Annotated in this window: 23 protein-coding genes and 2 tRNA genes; 12 read left to right on the forward strand and 13 right to left on the reverse strand. The window is 70.2% G+C overall.

Annotated elements, in window-relative coordinates:
* Nucleotides 1-86: 86 nt before the first annotated feature.
* The 3 genes from RM812_RS05300 to RM812_RS05310 all read right to left on the reverse strand — a co-directional run bounded on the left by RM812_RS05300 (nt 87) and on the right by RM812_RS05310 (nt 2,852).
* Nucleotides 87-416: a rhodanese-like domain-containing protein gene (locus RM812_RS05300; RefSeq protein WP_311571402.1), complete on the reverse strand. Its 330-nt coding sequence runs from the start codon at nt 414-416 to the stop codon at nt 87-89.
* Nucleotides 417-465: 49 nt separating this feature from the next.
* Complete coding sequence (locus RM812_RS05305; protein ID WP_311571219.1) at nt 466-1,281, reverse strand: hypothetical protein; 816 nt, start codon at nt 1,279-1,281, stop codon at nt 466-468.
* 65 nt (nt 1,282-1,346) lie between these two features.
* A complete protein-coding gene (locus RM812_RS05310; RefSeq protein WP_311571220.1) occupies nt 1,347-2,852 on the reverse strand; it encodes a DUF2252 domain-containing protein in 1,506 nt (501 codons plus the stop codon).
* A 369-nt stretch (nt 2,853-3,221) separates the two neighbouring features.
* On the opposite strand from RM812_RS05310, the gene RM812_RS05315 reads away from it, so the two are divergent.
* Nucleotides 3,222-4,100, forward strand: a complete 879-nt coding sequence (locus tag RM812_RS05315) for a dioxygenase family protein (RefSeq protein WP_311571221.1) — start codon at nt 3,222-3,224, stop codon at nt 4,098-4,100.
* Between the two features lie 85 nt (nt 4,101-4,185).
* Here the strand turns inward: RM812_RS05315 and RM812_RS05320 are convergent.
* Nucleotides 4,186-4,272: transfer RNA gene (locus RM812_RS05320), tRNA-Leu, on the reverse strand.
* A gap of 545 nt (nt 4,273-4,817) precedes the next feature.
* Between RM812_RS05320 and RM812_RS05325 the strand changes: the two genes are divergently transcribed.
* The 7 genes from RM812_RS05325 (at nt 4,818) to RM812_RS05355 (ending at nt 14,238) form a co-directional block, all read left to right on the forward strand.
* On the forward strand, nt 4,818-5,693 hold the full coding sequence (locus RM812_RS05325) for a DUF3662 and FHA domain-containing protein (protein ID WP_311571222.1): 876 nt from the start codon (nt 4,818-4,820) through the stop codon (nt 5,691-5,693).
* Nucleotides 5,694-5,703: 10 nt separating this feature from the next.
* Complete coding sequence (gene fhaB / locus RM812_RS05330) at nt 5,704-6,219, forward strand: antibiotic biosynthesis regulator FhaB (RefSeq protein ID WP_311571223.1); 516 nt, start codon at nt 5,704-5,706, stop codon at nt 6,217-6,219.
* 141 nt (nt 6,220-6,360) lie between these two features.
* Entirely contained in the window at nt 6,361-7,896 is a 1,536-nt protein-coding gene (locus tag RM812_RS05335; RefSeq protein ID WP_311571403.1) for a Stp1/IreP family PP2C-type Ser/Thr phosphatase, read from the forward strand.
* A 27-nt stretch (nt 7,897-7,923) separates the two neighbouring features.
* Nucleotides 7,924-9,360, forward strand: a complete 1,437-nt coding sequence (locus tag RM812_RS05340) for an FtsW/RodA/SpoVE family cell cycle protein (RefSeq protein WP_311571224.1) — start codon at nt 7,924-7,926, stop codon at nt 9,358-9,360.
* Nucleotides 9,357-10,829: a peptidoglycan D,D-transpeptidase FtsI family protein gene (locus RM812_RS05345; protein WP_311571225.1), complete on the forward strand. Its 1,473-nt coding sequence runs from the start codon at nt 9,357-9,359 to the stop codon at nt 10,827-10,829. Before RM812_RS05340 ends, RM812_RS05345 begins: the two co-directional genes overlap by 4 nt.
* Before the next feature lie 191 nt (nt 10,830-11,020).
* Nucleotides 11,021-13,042: a Stk1 family PASTA domain-containing Ser/Thr kinase gene (pknB, locus tag RM812_RS05350; RefSeq protein ID WP_311571226.1), complete on the forward strand. Its 2,022-nt coding sequence runs from the start codon at nt 11,021-11,023 to the stop codon at nt 13,040-13,042.
* Between the two features lie 155 nt (nt 13,043-13,197).
* Nucleotides 13,198-14,238 carry a restriction endonuclease gene (locus tag RM812_RS05355; RefSeq protein ID WP_311571227.1) on the forward strand — a complete coding sequence of 347 codons (1,041 nt, stop codon included), beginning with the start codon at nt 13,198-13,200 and terminating at the stop codon, nt 14,236-14,238.
* A gap of 94 nt (nt 14,239-14,332) precedes the next feature.
* On the opposite strand, the gene RM812_RS05360 is transcribed toward RM812_RS05355, so the two are convergent.
* Genes RM812_RS05360 through RM812_RS05380 form a run of 5 tightly spaced genes read right to left on the reverse strand, consistent with a single transcriptional unit; the run spans nt 14,333 to nt 17,808 of the window.
* The gene (locus RM812_RS05360) at nt 14,333-15,106 is read right to left on the reverse strand and encodes a class E sortase (protein WP_311571228.1); all 774 of its coding nucleotides are present in this window, start codon (nt 15,104-15,106) and stop codon (nt 14,333-14,335) included.
* A gap of 13 nt (nt 15,107-15,119) precedes the next feature.
* Nucleotides 15,120-16,154 carry a class E sortase gene (locus RM812_RS05365; RefSeq protein ID WP_311571229.1) on the reverse strand — a complete coding sequence of 345 codons (1,035 nt, stop codon included), beginning with the start codon at nt 16,152-16,154 and terminating at the stop codon, nt 15,120-15,122.
* A complete protein-coding gene (locus RM812_RS05370) occupies nt 16,151-16,789 on the reverse strand; it encodes an aminodeoxychorismate/anthranilate synthase component II (RefSeq protein ID WP_311571230.1) in 639 nt (212 codons plus the stop codon). Before RM812_RS05370 ends, RM812_RS05365 begins: the two co-directional genes overlap by 4 nt.
* Nucleotides 16,786-16,983, reverse strand: coding sequence for a hypothetical protein (locus tag RM812_RS05375; protein ID WP_311571231.1), 198 nt, complete (start codon nt 16,981-16,983; stop codon nt 16,786-16,788). The genes RM812_RS05370 and RM812_RS05375 overlap by 4 nt, the downstream gene beginning before the upstream one ends.
* Before the next feature lie 45 nt (nt 16,984-17,028).
* Entirely contained in the window at nt 17,029-17,808 is a 780-nt protein-coding gene (locus tag RM812_RS05380) for a DUF881 domain-containing protein (RefSeq protein ID WP_311571232.1), read from the reverse strand.
* Between the two features lie 147 nt (nt 17,809-17,955).
* Here RM812_RS05380 and crgA point away from each other — a divergent pair, with 147 nt between their 5' ends.
* Nucleotides 17,956-18,210, forward strand: a complete 255-nt coding sequence (gene crgA / locus RM812_RS05385; protein ID WP_217141395.1) for a cell division protein CrgA — start codon at nt 17,956-17,958, stop codon at nt 18,208-18,210.
* A 244-nt stretch (nt 18,211-18,454) separates the two neighbouring features.
* On the opposite strand, the gene RM812_RS05390 is transcribed toward crgA, so the two are convergent.
* Together RM812_RS05390 and RM812_RS05395 are read right to left on the reverse strand one after the other, a co-directional pair.
* Nucleotides 18,455-19,342 (reverse strand): rhomboid family intramembrane serine protease, encoded by an 888-nt coding sequence (locus RM812_RS05390; RefSeq protein WP_311571233.1) that lies wholly within the window; start codon nt 19,340-19,342, stop codon nt 18,455-18,457.
* Nucleotides 19,343-19,445: 103 nt separating this feature from the next.
* Nucleotides 19,446-19,979 (reverse strand): peptidylprolyl isomerase, encoded by a 534-nt coding sequence (locus RM812_RS05395; RefSeq protein WP_311571234.1) that lies wholly within the window; start codon nt 19,977-19,979, stop codon nt 19,446-19,448.
* A gap of 372 nt (nt 19,980-20,351) precedes the next feature.
* Here RM812_RS05395 and RM812_RS05400 point away from each other — a divergent pair, with 372 nt between their 5' ends.
* Entirely contained in the window at nt 20,352-21,050 is a 699-nt protein-coding gene (locus RM812_RS05400; protein ID WP_311571235.1) for a DUF5324 family protein, read from the forward strand.
* A gap of 87 nt (nt 21,051-21,137) precedes the next feature.
* Here the strand turns inward: RM812_RS05400 and RM812_RS05405 are convergent, their stop codons facing one another.
* Entirely contained in the window at nt 21,138-21,914 is a 777-nt protein-coding gene (locus RM812_RS05405) for an isoprenyl transferase (protein WP_311571236.1), read from the reverse strand.
* A 315-nt stretch (nt 21,915-22,229) separates the two neighbouring features.
* Nucleotides 22,230-22,302, reverse strand: a tRNA-Ala gene (locus RM812_RS05410).
* 181 nt (nt 22,303-22,483) lie between these two features.
* On the opposite strand from RM812_RS05410, the gene RM812_RS05415 reads away from it, so the two are divergent.
* On the forward strand, nt 22,484-23,032 hold the full coding sequence (locus RM812_RS05415; protein ID WP_311571237.1) for a helix-turn-helix domain-containing protein: 549 nt from the start codon (nt 22,484-22,486) through the stop codon (nt 23,030-23,032).
* A 65-nt stretch (nt 23,033-23,097) separates the two neighbouring features.
* Nucleotides 23,098-24,981, forward strand: coding sequence for a serine/threonine-protein kinase (locus RM812_RS05420; protein WP_311571238.1), 1,884 nt, complete (start codon nt 23,098-23,100; stop codon nt 24,979-24,981).
* The last annotated feature ends 17 nt before the right edge of the window (nt 24,982-24,998 follow it).

Here is a 24,998-nt window from a genome sequence, read left to right on the forward strand (position 1 = left end):
CCGCTCGGCAGCGCTCGAACGCGAACGGTACTCAGAACCGTCCGCCCGCACAGCCCCGGTGTACCGAGAGACGGCCCGGAGACGGCCTAGAGGACGTGTCCCGGCTCGCCCTTCTCGTCCACCACGGGCCGGCCGGCCGCGGCCCACACCTGCATGCCGCCGTCGACGTTCACGGCGTCGATGCCCTGCTGGGCCAGGTACATGGTGACCTGGGCCGAACGACCGCCGGAACGGCAGATCACGTGGATCCGCCCGTCCTGCGGCGCGGCCTCGGTCAGCTCACCGTACCGGGCCACGAACTCGCTCAGGGGAATGTGCAGCGCCCCGGCGGCATGACCCGCCTGCCACTCGTCGTCCTCGCGGACGTCCAGCAGGAAGTCGCCGTCCTTGAGGTCCGTGACCTCCACCGTGGGCACACCAGCTCCGAAACTCATGCCCCAGACGCTACCGGAGCCACCGCCCGGCTCAGTCCCGCCCGAGCGCCTCCGCCAGTTCCGCCTCCCGCTCCCGCACCTGGGTCGCCAGCTGCTCGGCGATCTCCTCCAGGAGACGGTCGGGATCGTCCGGCGCCAGCCGGAGCATGGCGCCGATCGCGCTGTCCTCCAGCTCCTTGGCGAGCAGCGTGAGCATCTCCTTGCGCCGGTCTAGCCACTCGAGGCGGGCGTACAGCTCCTCGCCGCGGCTCGGGCGCCGCTCGGGCGCGGGTCCGGCGGCCCACTCCTCGGCCAGCTCCCGCAGCTCCGCCTCGTCGCCGCGGGCGTAGGCGGCGTTGACCCGGGTGATGAACTCCTCACGCCGGACCCGCTCGTCCTCCTCCTGCGCCAGGTCGGGGTGGGCCTTACGGGCCAGCTCGCGGTAGAGCCGACGGGCCTCCTCGCCGGGCCGCACCCGCTGCGGGGGCCGCACCGCCTGGCCCGTGAGCATCGCCGTGGCCTCGGGGAACAGCCCGTCCCCGTCCATCCAGCCGTGCAGCAGCTCCTCCACGCCGGGGATCGGCATCAGCCGGGCCCGCGCCTCGTCGGCCCGGCGCAGATCCTCGGCGTCACCGGTGCGGGCCGCCCTGGCCTCCAGGATCTGCGCCTCCAGCTCCTCGAGCCGCGCGTACACCGGGCCCAGTCGCTGCTCGTGCAGCCGCGAGAAGTTCTCGACCTCCACGCGGAAGGTCTCCAACGCGATCTCGTACTCGATGAGTGCCTGTTCGGCGGCCCGTACGGCCTGCTCCAGCCGCTCCTCGGGCCGCGGCGCACCACCCTGCTCGGGCTCAGCTTCCGGCGTCGTCACCCGACCAGCCTAGGCCACGACGGCCCCTCCCCCTCCGGCATGCCCGGCGGGCCGCGGGAGCGCCCTCACACCCCCAGTTCCGCCGCGACCCGCCCCGCCCGCACCGCGGCGACCAGCTCGGCGTGGTCGGCCTCCGTACGGTCGGCGTAGGCCACGGAGAAGGCGGCCACCGCCTCGTCCAGTTCGCCGTTCTTGCCGCAGTAGCCGGCGATGAGGCGCGGATCGGCGCTGTGCGCGTGGGCACGGGCCAGCAGCGCGCCGGTCATACGGCCGTAGTCGTCCATCTGGTCGGCGGCCAGGGCGGCGGGATCGACGCTGCCCTTGCGGTTGCGGAACTGCCGCACCTGGTACGGCCGCCCGTCGACCGAGGTCCAGCCCAGCAGGATGTCGCTGACCACCTGCATCCGCTTCTGCCCCATGACCACCCGGCGGCCCTCGTGCCCGGCCTCGGGGGCGTCGAACCCGGCGGTCGCCAGGTGGGGCAGCAGCGCGGAGGGGCGGGCCTCCTTCACCTGGAGCACGAGCGGTTCGCCGCGGTGGTCCAGGAGCAGCACGACGTAGGACCGCGTGCCCACGCTGCCGGTGCCCACGACGCGGAAGGCGACGTCGTGCACCGCGTACCGGGCCAGCAGGGGCAGCCGGTCCTCGGAGAGCGTGGCCAGGTACGGCTCGAGGGAGGCCGCGACCGCCGCCGCCTCCCCGGCCGGGACGCGCCGCAGCACCGGCGGGGCGTCGACGAAGCGCCGCCCGCCGTCCCCGGTGGCCTCGGTCGACCTGGCCGCGAAACGCCCGCTGGTGTTGGCCCGCGCCTTCTCACCCACTCGCTCCAGCGTGCCGAGCAGATCGTGGGCGTCGGTGTGGGAGACGAGCTCCTCGTCCGCGATGGCGTTCCAGGCGTCCAGCGCGGGGAGCCCGGCCAGCAGCCGCATGGTGCGCCGGTAGGCGCCCACCGCGTCGTGGGCGGCCTCGCGGCAGGTGTCCTCGTCGGCGCCGGCCTCCCGGCCCGCGAGGACGAGCGAGGCGGCGAGCCGCTTGAGGTCCCACTCCCAGGGCCCGTGGACCGTCTCGTCGAAGTCGTTGAGGTCGATGACCAGACCGCCGCGGGCGTCACCGTAGAGCCCGAAGTTGGCGGCGTGCGCGTCACCGCAGACCTGGGCGCCGATCCCCGTCGTCGGCGTGCGCGCCAGGTCGTACGCCATCAGACCCGCCGACCCGCGCAGGAAGGCGAACGGCGTGGCCGCCATCCGCCCGACCCGTATCGGGGTGAGCCCCGGTATCCGGCCCCGGTTGGACTCCTCGACCGCGCTCACCGCGCCCGGCCGGGAGCCGTCCGGGACGAGAGCGGCGTGCGCGGACCGCGGAACGCGCGTGCGCAGCGCCTTGCCCTCCGCCTTCGGCGAGCCGCCGACGGGCCACCGCGCGAACCCCGGCACGTGCGGCACCCGCACACCCCCCTCCGCGCCCACCGCCGAACGCGCCGCCCCGTCCGCACCCGCGCCCACCGCCGTACCCGCCTTCACGTCCGTACCCCCACCCGTCCCCGCCCCCGGCCCCGTCGTCGCCTCGGTCATACCGGCAGCCCTCCCCGCTCTCGTACCTGAGCCGTGCCCGCGCCCGCACCGGCCCGTCCGCCGGCGCCGGCGCGCCACGACCGTACCCCCGGGCGAACGCCCCGTACACGGCCCACCACCCCCTGCCCACGCCCACTGCCCACCGCCCCCCATAACGCCGGGAAGAGGGCGGAACAGGAGGTGCCCGTAACCCCGTCGGCCCGCTTACGGTTTCCAGCGATCACCACGGAGCGCGCCCGCCGAAGCAACGACAGCAGCCTGCCCCGCGCCGGCGGGCGCGCCCCCTGTCCGTCCCCCACGTCCCGGATGTCGCACGTCCCGTCCACCTTCCCCGGGGCCCGCCCCCACCCAGGAGACCGAGGAACCGCCATGACCTCCGACGCCCCCACCACCCCCGACGAACCCGGCACCGGTGCCGGGACCGACCGCGACGGCGACCGCGGCATCAGCCGCAAGACCCTGCTCAGGGCCGCCGTCGCCGCCGGCGCCGCCGTCCCGCTGCTCGCCACCGGAGGGATCGCGCTCGCCCGGGACGCCGCCCGCTCCACCCCGGACCGGTCGCTGCCGCCGACGCCCTTCTGCGACGACGGCGACGACCCCACGCCCGACCAGATGGAAGGCCCGTACTTCAAGCCGAACTCCCCGCTGCGCACCGACCTGGTGACCCCCGGCACCGCCGGCACCCGGCTGACCGTCAGCGGCTACGTCTTCGGCCGGAACTGCGTCCCGTTGCCCGGCGTGCTCCTCGACTTCTGGCAGGCGGACAACGCGGGCGCCTACGACATGGCCGGGTACACCTTCCGGGGCCACCAGTTCACCGACGCCGCCGGCGCGTTCACCCTGCGCACGATCGTCCCCGGCCTCTATCCGGGCCGTACCCGGCACATCCACGTCAAGGCCCAGGCCCCCGGCGAGCCCGTGCTGACCACCCAGCTGTACTTCCCCGGCGAGCCCCGCAACAGCACGGACACCCTCTTCGACCCGGCGCTGCTGATGAACGTCCGCGCCGTCGGCGGCGGCAAGGAGGGCACCTTCGACTTCGTCCTGAACGTGGACGGCGGCCCGGGCCCGGACCCCACCGACCCGCCGACCGAACCGCCGGGCGGCACCTGGGCGGCCGGCCGCTCCTACTCGGCCGGCGACCGGGTGACGTACGGCGGCGGCACCTACCGCTGCCTCCAGGCGCACACCTCGATGACGGGCTGGGAGCCGCCCCACGTGCCCGCCCTGTGGCGGCAGGAGTCCTGAGACCTTCCTCACAGCGCACCGCAGCCCCGGTCCGCGCCCGAGCATGCGAAAGCCCCCCAGGTCCGGGACCTGGGGGGCTTTCGGCTGGTGCGCGAGGGGGGAGTTGAACCCCCACGCCCTTGCGGGCACTGGAACCTGAATCCAGCGCGTCTGCCTATTCCGCCACCCGCGCATTGGGTGTGTCCTCGGGCTCCGTTCCTTGCGGCCCGGCGCCTTCCGACACGAGAACATTAGCACGCTGGAACGGGTGGATTCACATCCCTTTCCAGGCGGGGGAGGGCGGGGAGACCGGGGGAACCGGTCCGTCCACCCGCCGTCGGGCACTCGTCCGGACGCCCATCCGTTCACGTATCAACCTCGTACCGGTCCGGCCCGTCTCTCCAGGAGCCGGTACGGGCCCACAGTCCGGTGCGGGACACTGGTCTGCGGCCGCCTCTACGATCCTGGGCAGGATGTGGACACGGGAGCGCGCCCCGAAGAGCCCGCGGAGTTCGAAGGGGAGCTCCAGCGGGAACTCCGAGAGGCGTCGACACCCGTCGACCGGGCCGACAGGGGGAACCAGCCGATCGACCGGCGCGTGGATACGATCAGTAAGCAGTACCAGGTAAGCAGTGCACGGGCGGGCAGCGCCCGACCAAGCGGTGGGCAAGGCAGCAGTACGCACGGCAGCAGTACGCACGGCAGTGGACAGGACGGCAGCGACGGAGGAGGTGCCCCATGGGAGTCCTGAAGAAGTTCGAGCAGCGTCTCGAAGGTCTGGTCAACGGCACCTTCGCGAAGGTGTTCAAGTCCGAGGTGCAGCCCGTGGAGATCGCGGGAGCGCTCCAGCGCGAATGCGACAACAACGCGACCATCTGGAACCGCGACCGCACCGTCGTACCCAATGACTTCATCGTGGAGCTGAGCACGCCCGACTTCGAGCGCCTCAGCCCCTACTCCGGCCAGCTCGGCGACGAGCTCGCCGGCATGGTCCGCGACTACGCCAAGCAGCAGCGCTACACCTTCATGGGACCGATCAAGGTCCACCTGGAGAAGGCGGACGACCTCGACACCGGCCTGTACCGGGTACGCAGCCGTACGCTCGCCTCCTCCAGCAGCCACCAGGCAGGCCCCGCCGCACCCCCCGCCCCCACCGGGCGGCCCGGCGCACCCGGCGCCCCGGGCGGCGGTCACGGCTACCCGCCGGCCGCCCCTCCCGCCGGCGCCCCGCCCATGCCGGCCGCACCACCACCCGGCGGCCGCCCCGGCGGTTACGGCTACCCGCAGCCCGCGGGCGGCCAGCACCCCCCGGCCACACCCGCGGCCGGCGCACGCACCCGCCACTGGATCGAGATCAACGGCACCCGCCATCAGATCTCCCGCGCGACCCTCGTGCTCGGACGCAGCACCGAGGCCGACGTGCGGATCGACGACCCCGGCGTCTCCCGCCGGCACTGCGAGATCCGGACCGGAACGCCCTCGACGATCCAGGATCTCGGGTCCACCAACGGCATCGTGGTGGACGGGCAGCACACCACCCGCGCTACGCTCCGCGACGGCTCGCGGATCGTCGTGGGCAGCACCACCGTTATCTACAGGCAAGCCGAAGGGTGATCCGGGGGCAATGTCAGAGCTGACCCTCACGGTCATGCGGCTGGGTTTTCTCGCCGTACTGTGGCTGTTCGTGATCGTGGCCGTGCAGGTCATCCGCAGCGACCTGTTCGGTACGCGGGTCACCCAGCGCGGATCGCGGCGCGACGCCGCACGACCACAACAGGCCACGCGCCAGGGCCAGGCGCCCCCACCACAGCGCCAGCAGCCCAGCGGCGGCCGGGGCCGCCGAGGCGCCCCCACCAAACTGGTCGTCACGGAGGGCACCCTCACCGGCACCACCGTTGCCCTCCAGGGCCAGACCATCACGCTCGGCCGGGCACACGACAGCACCATCGTGCTGGACGACGACTACGCCTCCAGCCGCCATGCCAGGATCTACCCGGACCAGAACGGCCAGTGGATCGTCGAGGACCTGGGCTCCACCAACGGCACGTACCTGGACCGGTCCCGGCTGACGACCCCCACACCGATTGGCCCGGGCACGCCGATCCGCATCGGCAAGACCGTCATCGAGCTGCGGAAGTAGTGCTACACCAATGAATGAGCGCGAGCGGAGTGAGCACGCAGCGGCGGCCGGCACCCCGGGCCCCGGCGCGCTCCCGACCGGAGGGTGGGCAGTGTGGCTCGACACGACCGGCTGCAGGCGGAGCCGACGGGCGAGGTGCGCATGAGTCTGTCACTGCGCTTCGCCGCCGGATCGCACAAGGGCATGATCCGCGAGGGCAACGAGGACTCCGGTTACGCCGGTCCCCGCCTGCTCGCCATCGCCGACGGCATGGGCGGCCAGGCGGCCGGCGAGGTCGCCTCCTCCGAGGTGATCTCCACCATCGTCGCCCTCGACGACGACGTACCCGGCTCCGACATCCTCACCTCCCTCGGCACCGCCGTGCAGCGCGCCAACGACCAACTGCGGCAGATGGTCGAGGAGGACCCCGCCCTCGAAGGCATGGGCACCACCCTCACCGCCCTGCTGTGGACCGGCCAGCGCCTCGGCCTCGTCCACGTCGGCGACTCCCGCGCCTACCTCCTGCGCGACGGCGTCCTGACCCAGATCACGCAGGACCACACCTGGGTGCAGCGCCTCGTCGACGAGGGACGCATCACCGAGGAGGAGGCGGGCACCCACCCGCAGCGCTCCCTGCTGATGCGCGCCCTCGGCAGCGGCGACCACGTCGAACCCGACCTCTCCATCCGCGAGGTCCGGGCCGGCGACCGCTACCTGATCTGCTCCGACGGACTCTCCGGCGTCGTCTCCCACCAGACGATGGAGGACACCCTCGCCAGCTACCAGGGCCCCCAGGAGACCGTCCAGGAGCTGATCCAGCTCGCCCTGCGCGGCGGCGGCCCCGACAACATCACCGTCATCGTCGCCGACGTCCTCGACCTCGACACCGGCGACACCCTCGCCGGACAGCTCTCCGACACGCCCGTCGTCGTCGGCGCCGTCGCCGAGAACCAGGCCCAGTTCGGCGACAACGGCATCATGCAGACCCCGGCCGGCCGCGCCGCCGGCCTCGGCCGCCGGAGCGGCGGCGGCGAGTTCGGTCCACCCGGCAGCGGCGACACCACCGGCTACATCCCGGCCGACGGCTTCGGCGACTACGGCGACGACGACTTCGCCAAACCCCGCAAGAACCGCAAGTGGCTGAAGAGATCCCTCTACACCGCCCTCGCCCTCGCCGTCATCGGCGGCGGCACGTACGGCGGCTGGCGCTGGACCCAGACCCAGTACTACGTCGGCACCAAGGACGACCACCTCGCGCTGTACCGGGGCATCAGCCAGGACCTCGCCTGGGTCTCCCTCTCGAAGATCCAGAAGGACCACCCCGAGATCGAACTCAAGTACCTGCCGCCCTACCAGCAGAAACTGGTCGAAGCCACCATCCCCGAAGGCGACCTGAACGACGCCCGGGCGAAGATCGAGGAACTGGCGGTCCAGGCCTCCGCCTGCCAGAAGCAGGCCGAACGGCGCACCGCGGAGACCGAGAAGAACGCGAAGACGGGCGAGGGCGAAGCCGGAGGCACCACGGGAACCACCCCCGCCTCCTTCACGTCCAAGGCCTCACCGACCCCGAGCGCATCGGGATCACCGCAGGCACCCGAAACGTCCGAGTCCCCGTCCACGACCGCACCCGCTCCCGGCTCCGGACCGACCCTCTCGGAGGAAGAGCAGAAGGTCGTCTCGCTGTGCGGTAAGCAGTAGGCAAGCCGTGAGAGGCCCAGTCACACGATGAGCAGTACTTCCAACTCGCCGACGCACCACACGTCCACGATCGGCGCCATCGGTGCGCCGAGCCGGCGCAACACCGAACTGGCACTGCTCGTGTTCGCCGTCCTCATCCCGGTCTTCGCCTACGCCAACGTGGGACTGGCCATCAACGACGAGGTCCCCGCCGGCCTGCTGAGCTACGGCCTCGGCCTCGGCCTCCTGGCCGGCGTCGGCCACCTCGTCGTCCGCAAGTTCGCCCCGTACGCGGACCCGCTGCTGCTGCCCCTGGCCACCCTGCTCAACGGACTCGGACTCGTCGCCATCTGGCGCCTCGACCAGTCCGAACTCCTCCAGACCATCAAACAGGCCGGCACCGCCGCGCCCCGCCAGCTGATGTACACCGCGATGGGCATCGCCCTGTTCGTCGCCGTGATGATCTTCCTCAAGGACCACCGCGTCCTGCAGCGCTACACCTACATCTCCATGGTCGGCGCGCTGTTCCTGCTGCTGCTCCCCCTAGTGCCGGGCCTCGGCAAGAACATCTACGGCGCCAAGATCTGGATCCAGGTCGGCTCCTTCTCCATCCAGCCCGGAGAGTTCGCCAAGATCGTCCTCGCGATCTTCTTCGCCGGCTACCTGATGGTCAAACGCGACGCCCTCGCCCTCGCCAGCCGCCGCTTCATGGGCCTCTACCTGCCCCGCGGCCGCGACCTCGGCCCCATCCTCGTCGTCTGGATGGTCTCGATCCTCATCCTGATCTTCGAGACCGACCTCGGCACCTCGCTGCTCTTCTTCGGCATGTTCGTGATCATGCTGTACGTCGCCACCGAACGGACCAGCTGGATCGTCTTCGGCCTGATGATGTCCGCCGTCGGCGCCGTCGGCGTGGCCAGCTTCGAACCCCACATCCAGCAGCGCGTCGACGCCTGGCTCGACCCCATGGGCGAGTTCATGCTCTCCCGCGCCAACCAGATCGGCCACTCCGAGCAGGCCATGCAGGCCCTGTGGGCCTTCGGCTCCGGCGGCACCCTCGGCACCGGCTGGGGCCAGGGACACTCCGAGCTGATCCGCTTCGCCTCCAACTCCGACTTCATCCTCGCCACCTTCGGCGAGGAACTCGGCCTGGCCGGCCTCATGGCACTGCTCCTGCTCTACGGCCTCATCGTCGAGCGCGGCATCCGCACCGCCCTCGCCGCCCGCGACCCCTTCGGCAAGCTCCTCGCCATCGGCCTCTCCGGCGCCTTCGCCCTCCAGGTCTTCGTCGTCGCCGGCGGTGTCATGGGCCTCATCCCGCTCACCGGTATGACCATGCCCTTCCTGGCCTACGGGGGCTCCTCCGTCATCGCCAACTGGGCCCTGATCGGCATCCTGCTGCGCATCAGCGACACGGCACGCAGGCCCGCACCCGCCGCCCCCGCCAGCCCCGACGCCGAGATGACCCAGGTGGTCCGGCCGTGAACAAGCCACTGCGCCGCATCGCGGTCTTCTGCGGCCTGCTCGTCCTCACCCTGCTGATCCGCGACAACTGGCTTCAGTACGTCCAGGCCGACGAGCTCAAGGAGGACGAGCACAACCGCCGCGTCGCCATCGAGCGCTACGCCAGCCCACGCGGCGACATCATCGTCGACGGCAAGGCCATCACCGGCCACACCACCACCAACGGCGACTTCAAGTACAAGCGCACCTACAAGGACGGCGCCATGTGGGCGCCCGTCACCGGCTACGTCTCCCAGGCCTACGGCGCCACCCAGCTCGAAGCCATCGACGACGGCATCCTCACCGGCAACGACGACCGGCTCTTCTTCCGCAACACCCTCGACATGATCACGGGCAAGAAGCGGGAAGGCGGCAACGTCGTCACCACCCTCAACAGCGCCGCCCAGAAGGCCGCCTACGACGGCCTGAAGAAGCAGGGCGCCAAGGGCGCCGTCGTCGCGCTCGAGCCGTCCACCGGCAAGATCCTCTCGATGGCCTCCTACCCCTCCTACGACCCCTCCACGATCGCCGGCAGCGGCGACGCCGACGGCGAGGCCTGGAACAGGCTCCAGAAGAAGAACGACCCCGACGACCCGATGCTCAACCGCGCCCTGCGCGAGGTCTACCCGCCCGGCTCCACCTTCAAGGTGGTCACCGCGGCCGCGGCCCTGGAGAACGGGATGTACACCTCGGCGGACGAGAAGACCGAGTCCCCGCTGCCGTGGACCATGCCCGGCACCACGACCCCGCTCAACAACGAGGGCGACCTCCCCTGCGAGAACGCCACGCTCCGCGAGGCGCTGCGGGTCTCCTGCAACACCGTCTTCGGCAAGATCGGCTCCGACCTCGGCAACGAGAAGATGCTGGAGCAGGCCAAGAAGTTCGGCTTCACCGAGGAGCAGTTCGTCCCCGTCCGCTCCAGCGCCTCCGTCTTCTCCGACGACATGGCGCCCTCGGAGGTCGCGCTCTCCTCCATCGGCCAGTTCAACACCGCCGCGTCCCCCCTCCAGATGGCCATGGTCACCTCCGCCATCGCCAACAACGGCACCCTGATGAAGCCGTACATGGTCGACGAACTCCAGGCCCCCAGCCTCGACACCATCGAGAAGACGGACCCCGAGGAGATGAGCAGGCCGCTCTCCGCGGACAACGCCCAGACCCTCCAGGCCATGATGGAGACCGTCGTCGAGGACGGCACGGGAACCAACGCGCAGATCGACGGCGTCACCGTAGGCGGCAAGACCGGCACCGCGCAGCACGGAGTGGACAACAAGGAGAACCCCTACGCCTGGTTCATCTCGTACGCCAAGGGCGAGGACGGCAGCTCGCCCGTCGCCGTGGCCGTGGTGATCGAGGACGAGAACGCCGTCCGCGACGACATCTCCGGCGGCGGCCTCGCGGCGCCGATCGCGAAGAACGTGATGGAGGCCGTTCTGGAGAGCAAGAAGTGACCGCGGGTCGAACAGGACGTGACTCCGGTCACATCCCCTTCACATAGGCGCACGTTGCGAATACCGGTCCTGTATCGGCTACCGGGCTTGGCCAGGTCACACAGAGCGAGCCGGGTACCGTAGGCCGGACGGCAGCCTCCGACCGTACAAGCATGCCGGTCGGGACCGACGGAGAGGGCTGGTAGGTAGCTATGGAAGAGCCGCGTCGCCTAGGCGGCCGGTACGAGCTGGGCCCGGTGCTCGGCCGTGGTGGCATGGCGGAGGTTTACCACGCGCATGACACCCGGCTCGGACGCCAGGTGGCGGTGAAGACGCTGCGCGCGGACCTCGCGCGCGACCCGTCCTTCCAGGCCCGGTTCCGCCGGGAGGCCCAGTCGGCCGCCTCGCTCAACCATCCCGCGATCGTGGCGGTCTACGACACGGGCGAGGACTACATCGACGGGGTCTCCATCCCGTACATCGTCATGGAGTACGTCGACGGTTCCACCCTGCGTGAACTGCTCCACTCCGGCCGCAAACTGCTGCCGGAGCGCACGCTGGAGATGACCATCGGCATCCTCCAGGCCCTGGAGTACTCCCACCGCGCCGGCATCGTCCACCGCGACATCAAGCCCGCCAACGTCATGCTGACGCGAGGCGGCCAGGTCAAGGTCATGGACTTCGGCATCGCCCGCGCCATGGGCGACTCCGGCATGACGATGACCCAGACCTCCGCGGTCATCGGAACCGCCCAGTACCTCTCCCCGGAGCAGGCCAAGGGCGAGCAGGTCGACGCCCGCTCCGACCTGTACTCCACGGGCTGCCTGCTCTACGAGCTGCTGACCGTGCGTCCGCCCTTCGTCGGCGACTCCCCGGTCGCCGTCGCCTACCAGCACGTACGCGAGGAACCGCAGGCGCCGAGCGTCTTCGACCCCGAGATCACGCCCGAGATGGACGCGATCGTGCTGAAGGCCCTGGTCAAGGACCCCGACTACCGCTACCAGTCGGCCGACGAGATGCGCGCCGACATCGAGGCCTGCCTCGACGGCCAGCCCGTCGCCGCCACCGCCGCGATGGGCGCCATGGCCGCCGGCGGCTACGGCGCCTACCCCGACGACCAGCCGACCACGGCCCTGCGCTCCGACCCGGGCGCGGGCGCCACGACCATGCTGCCGCCCGTCAACCCGGACGACGGCGGCTACGGCTACGACAACCGCCCCGACCGGCGCCGCCAGCAGCCCCGCAAGAAGAACACCTCCACGATCTTCCTGGTCCTGGCCGGCATCCTCGTCCTCGTCGGCGCGATCCTGATCGGCAAGTACACGTTCAGCGGCGACGGCGGGCCGAGCAACGACAAGGTCCCCGTGCCCGGCTTCGTCGGCCTGAGCAAGGCGGACGCCCAGCAACAGGCCACCAACGCCGACCTGGAACTCGCCTTCACGGAGAAGCCCTGCGAGGACCAGAAGAAGGGCAACATCTGCGACCAGGACCCCAAGCAGGGCACCGAGGTCAAGAAGCAGACCACCGTCAACCTGACCGTCTCGACCGGCGCGCCCAAGGTCGCCGTGCCGAACGTCATCGACAAGAACATCGAAGAGGCCAGGCAGCAGCTCGAGGGCAAGGGCTTCGTGGTCGAGGAGAAGCCGACCGAGTCGTCCCAGGCCGAGGGCACGGTCCTCGACCAGGACCCCGACCCGGGCAGCGAGCTGGAGAAGGGCTCGACGGTGACCCTGGAGGTCGCCAAGGCCGAGGAGAAGGCCACGGTGCCCGACGTCGTCGGCCGCAGCTGCGACGAGGCCAAGGCCCAGGTGGAAAGCAGCGGTGATTTGGTAGCCACCTGCACCGACCAGCCGACGAACGACCCGAACCAGGTGGACAAGGTCATCTCCACCACGCCGCAGGGCGGACAGCAGGTCGACAAGGGCTCGAAGGTGACGATCTTCATCGGCAAGGCCGTGCAGAAGACGAAGGTGCCGGACATCAAGATCGGCACCCCCCTGGGGCAGGCCAAGCAGACCCTCCAGCAGGCCGGCTTCACGAACGTCCAGGTCGCGCCCAACGCGCCCGGTGACGACAACGCGACGGTCATCGCCATGACCCCCCAGGCCGGCACCGAGGTCGACGACCCGGCCGCCACGCAGATCACCCTCACCACCGTCGGCGGCAACGGCGGCGGCAACGGCAACAACGGCGGCGGCTTCATCGGCGGCCTGAACGGCCGCGGCGACGACTGACGCGTCCGCGGACACCCGAACGGCAAGAGCCCCGGCCCCCCTCCGCGGAGGGGGGCCGGGGCTCTGTCGTACACACTGCCGCGAAGCGATCGTGTCTTCATATGTCATGACTCGTTAACTCTTGGTGACCGCACCACCCAAGGGGAGGAATGACAATGATCAACGAGACGGCACTGCTGGAATCACCGACCCTGCGCAGCAGCGTCCTCGAACGCACGGACGTACTCGACCGGGTGAAAGCCCTGTCCCTGCTGCCGGACGGCATGCACGTGACGACGGCGATGGTGGCGACGTACTTCGAGGTGGCAGAAACGGTCATCAACAACCTGCTCAGTCGCCACCGACAGGAGCTCGAGTCCAACGGGCTCCGCGTGCTGCGCGGTCCTGGGCTTCGCGAGTTCAAGAAACTCAACTTGAGTTCCTATCGCAGTGGTCATCCACAGCCGCGCTCCAGCCTGGCCATCTGGTCGCGCCGAGCCGTCCTCAACGTTGCCATGCTCCTTCGGGACAGCGAAGTCGCACGTCAGGTGCGTACCTATCTCCTGGACATGGAGTACCTGGCACGCGCACAGCCTGTGGAAAACCCAGCCCCCACGGCAGCCGCCGCACTCGACGAGCACATCGACCAGCGCATCACCCACATCCTCGGCAAGACGGTCGTACCGATGTTCAACGCCCTGATCGCCACGTCCGGCGAACACCGCCGCGAGCTCATCGAACTCCGCGAGGACATCGAGAACGTCGAACGCAGACTGTGCTGGCACCACAGGCGCCTCGCCGTCCTGGAAGGGGAGACCCCCGCGGACAACGTCAGGGCCACGCTCAAGGCCATGACCTGGAAGGCCTTCGAGCACCACGTCGCCGACCTGCTGCGACGGGACGGCTGCACCGACGTCGTCGTACGGCAGGCCCGTACCGACCGCGGCATCGACATCACCGGCCGCACCGCCGACGGACGTACCGTGGCCGTCCAGTGCAAGAACCGGGCCGGCCGCTGGACCGTACCCAGCGCCGACATGCAGAAGTTCGCAGGCGCGGCACGCGCCATCGACCACGTGGACGTCGCCCTCTTCGTCGCCACCTGCAACTTCAGCCACGAATCGGAGGCGATCGCCAAACTCACCGGCGTCGTCACCGTGAACCGCGACGAGCTGGAAGCCTGGAGCGCCGGAGTGCGCCTCAAGGCACTGCGGTAGCACAAGGCAAGAGGCCCGAAGTCGCAAGATGAAGTTGCGGCTTCGGGCCTCCGTCATGTTACGGGACCGAGGCCCCCTTGGGGCCCCGGTCACCTCACCGCAACTCCACCGGCGGCGTCCGCTCGCCGTCCACCTTCTCCGTACGGACCAGCTCCCCCCACACCACGTACCGGTGCCGGCTCGTGTACACCGGCGTGCACGTCGTCAGCGTGATGTAGTGGCCGGCCTTCTTCTTGCCGGACTCCTCGGGGACGGCGTCCAGGACCCTGACGTTGAACTTCGAGGTCTCGGGAAGGACGGCGTAGGTCTTGTAGACGTACCACGTGTCCTTCGTCTCGAAGACGATCGAGTCGCCCTTCCCGATCTTGTCGATGTCGTGGAACTTCGCGCCGTGGCCGTCCCGGTGGGCCGCCAGTGAGAAGTTGCCCTTCTTGTCCGAGGTCGGCAGCGTCGCCTTGACCGGGTCGGTGTAGTAACCGGCCACGCCGTCGTTGAGGACCTTCATCGACGTGCCCTTCTCCACCAGGATGTCGTCCTCGCCCATCGCCGGTACGTGCAGGAAGCCGATGCCCGCCTTGGTGTCCAGCACCCCCGGACCGCCCGAACCGACCCTGTCCTGCGCCCAGCCGTCGCGGACCTTGTCGGCCTGCTTGTCGGCCGCGCGATCGGCGATCACGTTCGTCCACCACAGGGAGTAGACGACGAAGAGGCCGAGCACCAGGCCCGCCGTGATGAGGAGTTCACCGAGAACGCTGACCGCCTGCGCGACGATCCGCCCGGGGCCCCGCCCACGGCGGCGTGCCCCCGGCCCGGGCGGGCCCTCCTCGCCGGCGTGCTCCTCGTGCTCCGTGTCGGTGGTCGCTGCCACTGGTCATCCGCCCTTAACTGACGAGCGCATCCGGCTTGCCCTTGCTGCGCGGCCGTTCCTCGACCATCTTGCCCCAGACGATCAACCGGTACTTGCTCGTGAACTCCGGCGTGCAGGTGGTGAGGGTGATGTACCGGCCGGGGCCCGTGAACCCCGACTGCCTGGGCACCGGATCGAGCACGCTCACGTTGCTCGGCGACGTCACCGGCAGGACCGACGCCATCTTGTACACGAAGTACTCGTCCTGCGTCTCCACGACGATCGGATCGCCCGGCTCCAGCTTGTTGATGTACCGGAAGGGCTCACCGTGCGTGTTGCGGTGCCCCGCCAGCCCGAAGTTGCCCGTCTTCGCGTCCGGCATCGCCGTCTTCAGCGCGCCCTCCGCATAGTGCCCGACCATGCCGCGGTCCAGCACCTTCTTGCTGTTGATGCCCTCGGCGATCGGCACCACGACATCCAGCTTGGGAATGTGCAGCAGCGCGAAGCCCTGCCCCGGCTCGAAACTGCCCGGATTGCGCTTGCCGCTCGCCCAGTCGTCCTGCAGGTTGCTCGCCGCCTTGTCCGCCTGCGCCTGCGCACGCACGTTCGTCCACCACAACTGGTACGTCACGAACAGCAGCATCAGCACACCGGCCGTGATGAACACCTCGCCGATCGCCCGGCTCGCGATCACCGCCGCGCCCGGCTTGCGCGCACGGGCCTGCCGACGCGCCTCGACGCGCGACAGAGGGGCGTTCGGGCCCTCACCCGACTCCGACATCGACGACGATCCCCGGGAGGCCCCACGGCGCCCGTGACGCCCCTTCGCGGCCTTCCTGCGGGCCGCGCGCCCGCCCGCCACGGAAGCGCCCGCAGAAGAAGCGGGAGCCACCCGATCCGGTGACGGCGACGGCTCCGGAACCCGCAGCGCCACCGTCTCGTCATCGACGGACGCGGAGTCCTCGTACCCACCGTCCCCAAGCGGACCGGAACCCCCGTACGGCCACCCGTACGAGCCCCCCTGGTCACCGGCCGCGCCGGATTCGCGCTCGGGACGCAGCGCGGTCACGCCGTGGACCTGCCCACCACCGGGGCGAGCCCCGCCGACCTCGCCACCGCGTCCTGGTCGCCGCACTCCACCAGCCAGTTGGCCAGCATCCGGTGTCCGTGCTCGGTCAGCACCGACTCCGGATGGAACTGCACCCCCTCCACGGGCAGTTCACGGTGGCGCAGCCCCATCACTATCCCGTCCCGCGTACGAGCCGTCACCTCCAGCTCCGCCGGCACCGTGGCCGGCTCCGCCGCCAGCGAGTGGTACCGCGTCGCCGTGAAGGGGGAGGGCAGACCCGCGAAGACGCCCTTCCCCGCATGCTCCACCGGCGAGGTCTTGCCGTGCAGCAGCTCCGGCGCCCGGCCCACCACACCGCCGTACGCCACCTGCATCGACTGCATGCCGAGACAGACCCCGAAGACCGGCACGCCGGTCGCCGCGCAGTGCCGCACCATCTCGACGCACACCCCCGCCTGCTCCGGCGTACCCGGACCGGGGGAGAGCAGTACGCCGTCGAAGCCGTCCTGGGCGTGCGCCGTCGACACCTCGTCGTTGCGCAGCACCTCGCACTCGGCACCCAGCTGGTACAGGTACTGGACCAGGTTGAAGACGAAGCTGTCGTAGTTGTCGACGACGAGGATGCGCGCACTCACTGGTTGTCCACCGTCACATCGTTGAAGGGAAGCAGCGGTTCGGCCCATGGGAAGACGTACTGGAACAGGACGTAGACCACGGCCACGACCAGCACGAGCGAGAGCAACGCCCTCACCCACGCGTTCCCCGGCAGATGCCGCCAGATCCAGCCGTACATGCCGTCCCTTCCGTCGTACCACGGCACCAGACTCACGCCGTACCGCACCAGACTAGCGGCGCGGGGCCCTCCGGAACGGCGTCAATCCACAGGCTGTGCGTACTGCAGGTCCGCGGTGCCCGTGTAGCCCGGCAGCGTCACCGTCCCCTCGTCCTCGACCTTCCAGCCGAGCCCGTAGACGTTGACGTACACCATGTAGTTCTGGATCGCCGGCGACGCGGCCAGCGCCTTCTTCAGCCGCTCCGGGTCACCGACCGCCTGGATCCTGTACGGCGGCGAGTAGACGCGGCCCTGAAGGATCAGGGTGTTGCCCACGCAACGCACCGCGCTCGTGGAGATCAGCCGCTGGTCCATGACCTTGATGCCCTCGGCGCCGCCCTGCCACAGCGCGTTCACCACCGCCTGCAGGTCCTGCTGGTGGATGACCAGGTAGTCGGGCTGCGGCTCCGGATACCCGGGAAGCTTGGCGGTGGCGTCCGGCGGGGCGTCGTTGAGCGTGACCGAGATCGCCTCGCCCTTCAGCTTCTGCGTGCCCGCCTTCTCCTCAAGGCCCGCGAGCTTGTCGTCCTCCGCCTTCGTGCTCCCGTCATCCCGCTCGGCGAACGATTCGATGTCCTCGCGCAGTGCCGCGTTGGACTCCTCGCGCTCACCGTTCTCCCGGCTGCGCTCGTGGATGAGATCGGACAACTTGAGCAAAGAGGTGTCCGTGCGGATATTGGTGCCCTTTGCGGTATCGAAGCTCGTGAAGAAAATGAGCCCCGCCAGAGCGAAGACGGCCGCCGTGAGCACCCGCACGGGCCGGAAACGGCGCGTACGGGCGGGACTGGATCCCGTCCTGGGGGAGTCGGCAGAATTGCTCAACGTACCCTTATCTCCTTCGGAGCCACGGAAGCACTACGCTAACGGACGCCCGGGGAGTGCTCGGGTCCCCTCGTCCCGCAGTACGCAGCCCCCAGCCCGACCCCGTTCCCTGCGCGGCCACGCAGCGCATCGACAGGAGAGACCCTCGTGCCGAAGTCACGTATCCGCAAGAAGGCCGATTACACGCCGCCGCCCTCGAAGCAGGCGACCAGCATCAAACTGACCAGCCGCGGCTGGGTGGCGCCGGTCATGCTGGCCATGTTCGTCATCGGTCTCGCCTGGATCGTCGTCTTCTATGTCACCGACGGTTCACTTCCCGTCGACTCGCTGGGCAACTGGAACATCGTGGTGGGCTTTGGTTTCATCGCCGCCGGATTCGGTGTCTCCACGCAGTGGAAGTAGCCGGGCAGTAGCTCTGCCCAGGGCTATCCACCGAGTTATCCACAGGCTGTCCACACGGTGGGGAAAAGAAAAGACGATCTGTGGATAACCCCCTGGGCATTGACGCCCGTGTGACGGAAGTACCGGCAATCGAAAACACGTTCGCCCCCTGCCTGACCTGCGGAAACACAAGTCAGTGACAGGGGGCACACCTGTTCTCGCACGCTGTGCACAAGATCCGCCACGAGCTGTGGACAACGGGCGCTCAGGTGAGCTGCGACGTCCTCAACAGGGTCAACCCGACGACGGCCACCAGGACGAGCGCACAGGTGCCGTACTGCACGAGCGTCCGCCGGTCGCGCGGGGCGTGGAGCATGGCGTAGCCGATCGCGGCGCCGGCGACGAGGCCGCCGATGTGGGCCTGCCAGGCGATGTTGGCCCAGGTGAAGGTGAACACCAGGTTGATCGCCAGCAGGATGACGACGGGTCGCATGTCCGCGTTGAGCCGGCGGACGAGCGCGGCGGTGGCGCCGAAGAGGCCGAAGATCGCGCCGGAGGCGCCCAGCGAAGGCTGGTTGGGGGCGGCGATCAGATAGGTGAGGGCGCTGCCGGCCAGCCCGGAGCAGAAGTAGAGGGCGAGGTACCGGCCGCGGCCGAGGGCGCCCTCCAGCGGGCCGCCGAGCCACCAGAGGCTGAGCATGTTGAACAGGATGTGCACGGTGCTGCCGTGCAGGAACATCGCGGTCAGCAGCCGGTACCACTGGCCCTCCGCGACTCCCTCGACGGAGCCGAGGAGCGGGACGTAGGCCTCGCCGATCATCTCGAAGCGGTTGGTGAAGCGGTCGCCGACGGAGAGCTGGACCAGGAAGAGGACCAGGTTGGCGCCGATGAGCAGTTTGGTGACGAGCCGCGGGTCGGCGGCGATGGTGCCCCCGGCCAGCGTGCGGGGCCGCGAGGCGGCAGGGGCGGGCCCGTTGCCGGTGCGGCCTGTGGCGCAGTCGGGGCAGTGGAAGCCGACGGAGGCGTTGACCATGCAGTCCGGGCAGATGGGGCGTTCGCAGCGGGTGCAGCGGATGCCGGTCTCGCGGTCCGGGTGGCGGTAGCAGCCGGGCAGGCTCTGGGCGGCCTGTGAGTTGCCTGCCGGGTGGTCCATGGCTTCCCCTCGGTCGTCCTGTGAGCGGTGTGCGCCAATGCGCCGCCCCGCCCATCTTTACGGATGAGCGGGGCGTTTGGTTCCTGCCCTGGGGGGCGGGGGGTCAGCCCTTGCGGGTCTCGATGACGACCGACTCGATGACGACGTCGTTGACCGGGCGGTCGGTGCGGGGGTTGGTCTGTGTGGCGGCGATGGTGTCGACGGTCTTCTGGCTGGCCGCGTCGGTGACCTCGCCGAAGATCGTGTGCTTGCGGTTCAGCCAGGTCGTCGGGGAGACGGTGATGAAGAACTGCGAGCCGTTGGTGCCGGGGCCGGCGTTGGCCATGGCGAGCAGGTAGGGCTTGTCGAAGGCGAGGTCGGGGTGGAACTCGTCCTCGAACTGGTAGCCGGGGTCGCCGGTGCCGTCGCCGAGCGGGTCGCCGCCCTGGATCATGAAGCCGCTGATGACCCGGTGGAAGACCGTGCCGTCGTAGAGCTTGTCCGTGCTCTTCGCTCCGGTGGCGGGGTGGGTCCACTCCCGCTCGCCCTGGGCGAGCTCGACGAAGTTCTTGACCGTCTTGGGTGCGTGGTTCGGCAGCAGCCGGACCTCGATGTCGCCGTGGTTGGTCTTCAGGGTGGCGTAGAGCTGCTCGGCCACGATGTGCCTTCCGTCGTCCTGTGGTGCGCACCGATCCTCGCACGGCCGGGGGTGCGTACGTCGTCCTGCGGCGGTTTGCTGCTCCGATCCGGCGGAGTCGCTTGCGGAAATCGGTGTCGGATGCTCCCGGGTCGCGAGCGCGGGGCGCCGATCCGTGGCATTGTCGTCGACAGGCTCCCTTTGCCCAGTTTTCATCCGTTATTGAGGTTGATAGACCTTGTCAGCAACTTCGTCACTACTTACCCAGAAGGCCCGTAGGCATCGTCTGTGACCCGGATGCCCGCCCTCACATGCCTGGCGGCGCGTCCGCAGGCATGATCCGTAAAAGGGTGGAAAGTCGAATTACCGTACGCCACCGAGGAGGAGGAACCCGTGACCCGCATCGACAGCGTGCGCGCCGCGACCGGTTCGGCGAAGGACAGCGTGCTGCACGCCGCGGAAGTGGTGGCGCCCTACGCCGACTCGGCCATGGACAGGGCCGCTCACTACGCACAGGAGGCGCGCGTACGGCTGGCGCCCAGGGTGTCGCAGGCCGCAGACCAGGCCCGCCTCCAGTACGGCGTGCGTGTCGCGCCGCGGCTGGAGCAGGCCCGTACGCATGTGCCGCCGAAGATGGACGCGGCCGCTCAGGAGGCTGCCTGCCGTGCGCGCCTGGCCGCCCGGCAGGCGGCCGTCTATTCCCGGCCGAGGATCGAGCAGGCGGTGGCTGCGGCCGGGCCCGTCAGGGACGAGGCCGCCGCGCGGGGTGCCGCCGCGTTGGCCGCGCTCCGGGGTCAGGTCACGGCCAAGGAGATCCAGAGGCTGACGCGTAGGCATCGGCGACGGGCGAAGGCCGGGCGTTTCGCCAAGGTGGTACTGGTGGCGGGTGTGGTCGCCGGTGGTGTGTTCGCCGCTTGGAAGTGGTGGGACAAGCAGGCCAACCCGGACTGGCTGGTGGAGCCGCCCGAGGCGACGGAGGTTTCCGAGTCGGGGCGTCTGACGTCGGTGGACGGCACCGGTGAGGCGCTGCTGGACCCCGAGGTGCAGGCCAAGCAGGCGCGGGAGGAGGCGGAGGGCGACGAGCCCCGCTGATCTTCACCGGGCGAGCTTCACATCGTCGCGGGGCGGGAGGCTTCAGGGTCTCCGGTCCCGCGGCGGTGTTTCACGTGAAACTGTTGCTCAGCGGCCGTAGCGGCGTTCACGCAGGGAGTAGGAGCGCAGGGCGCGCAGGAAGTCGATCTCGCGGAAGTCCGGCCAGTAGGTCTCGCAGAAGTGGACCTCGGCATAGGCGGACTGCCAGAGGAGGAATCCGGAGAGCCGCTGTTCGCCGGAGGTGCGGATGATGAGGTCGGACTCGGACCGCGTCTTGGAGTACAGGTGCTTGGAGATGTGCTCCATGGTGAAGGTTTCGATGAACTCGTCGATGTCCCCGCCCTGGGAGCTGTGCTCGGTCAGGGCCGACCGTACGGCGTCGACGATCTCCCGTCGGCCGCCGTAGCCCACCGCGACGTCGACCTTGGTTCCGCCCTTGCGGCCCTGGGTGGCGGCGGTGGCGGTCTTGAGGCGGCTCGCGGATTCGGCCGGCAGCAGGTCCAGGGCGCCGACCACTTCGACGGTCCAGGGGTTGCCCGGGGCGGCGAGCCGTTCCACGACCTCGGCGATGATGTCGATGAGCGGGTTCAGCTGCTCTTCGGGTCGGTGGAGGTTGTCGTCGGAGAGCATGAACAGGGTGACGTGCTCGATCTGCGCGGAGTCGCACCAGCGCAGGAAGTCCAGGACCTTCGCCCCGCCGGCCCGGTATCCCTCACGGGGGTCGTCGATGCCCGACATCTTGGCCCACCGGCGGTTGCCGTCGAGCATGATGCCGATGTGCTGGGGGCGTGGGCGGCCCTCCAACTCCCTGACCAGGCGCTTCATATAGAGCGCGTCGAGAGCGGCCCGTACCTTCGCCCGCATGGTCTACCCCTTCCACCTCGTCGGAAGCGAACGGACGGCTCCGACGGCGATGAGCCACGTGGCACCGCCCCGCAGGGGTGTGGCGCTGGTGCCCTGTGGGGTGACGATATCAAGAGCAGACAGCGCCGCCCCGGTGCCGAGTGGGGCCGTCCGTGGCCCGCTTTCCGTTGTGTCTCGTGGGCCGGGCGGTGGTCTCTGAGGGCCAACTGGCCTTTCCCGCCCGGTCGTTGATCAGCGTTCACGATGAGTGACGGCGTGGACGCGAAGAGCCCGTCAGGCCTGGCGTTTCCGCAGGTCGGACGGGCTCTTCAGATGTGGAGCCTAGGGGAGTCGAACCCCTGACATCTGCCATGCAAAGACAGCGCTCTACCAACTGAGCTAAGGCCCCTTGGAAGGAGGCGTCCGGCCGGGGTACCGCGTGCCGACGGGCGCCGCAGACAAGAGTACCGGGTCGTCCCCCGTATCTCACAAATGATTGGGGCTCCCGGGGAACAACCACGCTCCGTAAGATGCTCGGCGTGGTTCGCTGGAGCGAACTGCGGTTTTTGGGGAAGCGATGGGGAGACGCAATGGACGCCGCACAGCAGGAAGCCACCGCAAGAGCGCGGGAACTGCAGCGGAACTGGTACGGGGAGCCGTTGGGGGCGCTCTTCCGTAGGCTTATCGACGATCTCGGTCTCAATCAGGCGCGTCTGGCGGGGGTGCTGGGGCTGTCCGCGCCGATGCTGTCGCAGCTGATGAGCGGCCAGCGGGCGAAGATCGGCAATCCCGCGGTGGTCCAGCGGGTGCAGCTGTTGCAGGACCTGGCGGGGCAGGTCGCGGACGGCAGCGTGAGCGCGGCCGAGGCGACCGAGCGCATGGACGAGATCAAGAGGTCGCAGGGGGGCTCGGTGCTCAGCAACACCACGCACACGACGAACAGTTCGGGAGCTCCCACGGTCAAGCGGGTGGTCCGTGAGATCCAGTCGCTGCTGCGTTCGGTGGCGGCCGCTGGGGACATCATCGACGCGGCGGACGCCCTCTCCCCGTCCCACCCGGAGCTGGCCGAGTTCCTCCGGGTGTACGGCGCGGGCCGCACTTCGGACGCGGTCGCGCATTACCAGTCCCACCAGAACTGATCCACCGGGTCCGGTCGCCGAAGGGTTCGGCGACCGGGCGCGAGGGGGAGGAGCGGCACACAGCCATGGGTGAGGTCTTCGCCGGTCGGTACGAGCTGGTCGATCCGATCGGCCGTGGAGGGGCCGGTGCCGTATGGCGTGCCTGGGATCACCGCCGGCGGCGCTATGTGGCCGCCAAGGTGTTGCAGCAGAGGGACGCGCACGCGCTGCTGCGCTTCGTCCGTGAGCAGGCGCTGCGGATCGACCATCCCCATGTCCTCGCGCCCGCCAGCTGGGCCGCCGACGACGACAAGGTCCTGTTCACCATGGACCTCGTCACGGGCGGCTCGCTCGTGCACCTGGTCGGGGACTACGGCCCCCTGCCGCCCGCCTTCGTGTGCACGCTGCTCGACCAGTTGCTGTCGGGCCTGGCGGCGGTGCACGCGGAGGGCGTGGTCCATCGCGACATCAAGCCCGCCAATCTGCTGCTCGAGGCGACCGGGACGGGCCGGCTCCGGTTACGGCTGTCCGATTTCGGCATCGCGATGCGGCTGGGCGAGCCCCGGCTGACCGAGACCAACCTCGTGGTGGGGACGCCCGGTTATCTCGCCCCGGAGCAGTTGCTGGGCTCGGAGCCGGACTTTCCGGCGGACCTGTTCGCCGTGGGCCTGGTCGCCCTGTATCTGCTGGAGGGTGCCAAGCCGGACGCCAAGGCTCTCGTGCAGTACTTCGCCGACCATGGGACGCCGCCCGCGCCGCAGGGGATTCCCGAGCCGTTGTGGCAGGTCGTGGCGACGCTGGTGCAGCCGGACCCGTCGGCGAGGTTCCGTACCGCCACGGGGGTGCGCAAGGCGCTGGCCGCGGCCAGGGAGCTGTTGCCGGAGCCCGGGCCGGACGGCGAGCTGATCGAGATCTTCGACCAAGTGGGGCCGCTGCCCCCGGGGTTCGGCCCCGACGGGCCGCTCAGGCGGGCACCGGGGGTGGACGACGTTCCGACGGACCCGCGGCGGCCGTCGAGCCCGGGCGCGTCCCGGGGCGGTACGCCGCCGCCCGAGGACCGAACCCCGCCGCCCCCGGGCGGCACGCCGCCGATCCCGGACCGATTCCCGTCCGCCCCGACCGGCACGCCGCATACCCCGAACCCCGCCCCGTTATCCCCGGGCCCCGCCCCGTCCACTCCCGCCGGCACACCGCCGACCGACTCGGACCGATTCCCGTCCGCCCCGAACGGCACGCCGCATACCCCGAACCCCGCCCCGTTATCCCCGGGCCCCGCCCCGTCCACTCCCGCCGGCACACCGCCGACCGACTCGGACCGATTCCCGGCCGCCCCGAACGGCATGCCGCGCACTCCGAACCCCATCCCGTCCACTCCCACCGGCACACCGCCGACCAACCCGGACCGATTCCCGGCCGCCCCGAACGGCGCACCGCCCGCCCAGGAACCCGCCCCGTCACCCCCGGGCCCCGCCCCGTCCGCCCCGGCGAGCACACCGCCGGTCCCGGACGGGACCCCGTCCACCGCGGTCGGCATGCCTCCGGCCTCGGTCCGGACCCCGTCCATTCCGGGCCCGCCCCCCCTCGGCACGCCGTCGGTGTCGTCGTACGGGGTGGGGCGGCCGTCCGTCATGTCGGAGACCGGCGGTTTCCCTCTGCCGCCCCCGCAGACGGTCGTCAACTCCCCGTCCACGCCCGGTCCGCAGCCGTACGCCCAGCCACCGTCCCCTCCGGGCATCCCGCGGTACCAGCCGCCGTACACGTCTCCGTCCCCGCGGCAGCCCGCCGACGTCCCCACCGCCTCGTACACCACGCCAACCCCGCAGGCCCCCGCGCCGGCCCAGGCGCGTCCGCAGCACCGCGGGGCACGGCGGCGTCGGCGCCCGGGTCCTCCGGCCCGGGTGGCGGTACCGCTCCTGCTCCTCGCCCTGGTCTGCTACGCCGTGGGCTTCTGGGCCCTGACCCGGATCTGAGTCCGGACGTCCACGGG

The sequence above is a fragment of the Streptomyces lancefieldiae genome (assembly GCF_031845825.1).
Classification (GTDB): domain Bacteria; phylum Actinomycetota; class Actinomycetes; order Streptomycetales; family Streptomycetaceae; genus Streptomyces; species Streptomyces lancefieldiae.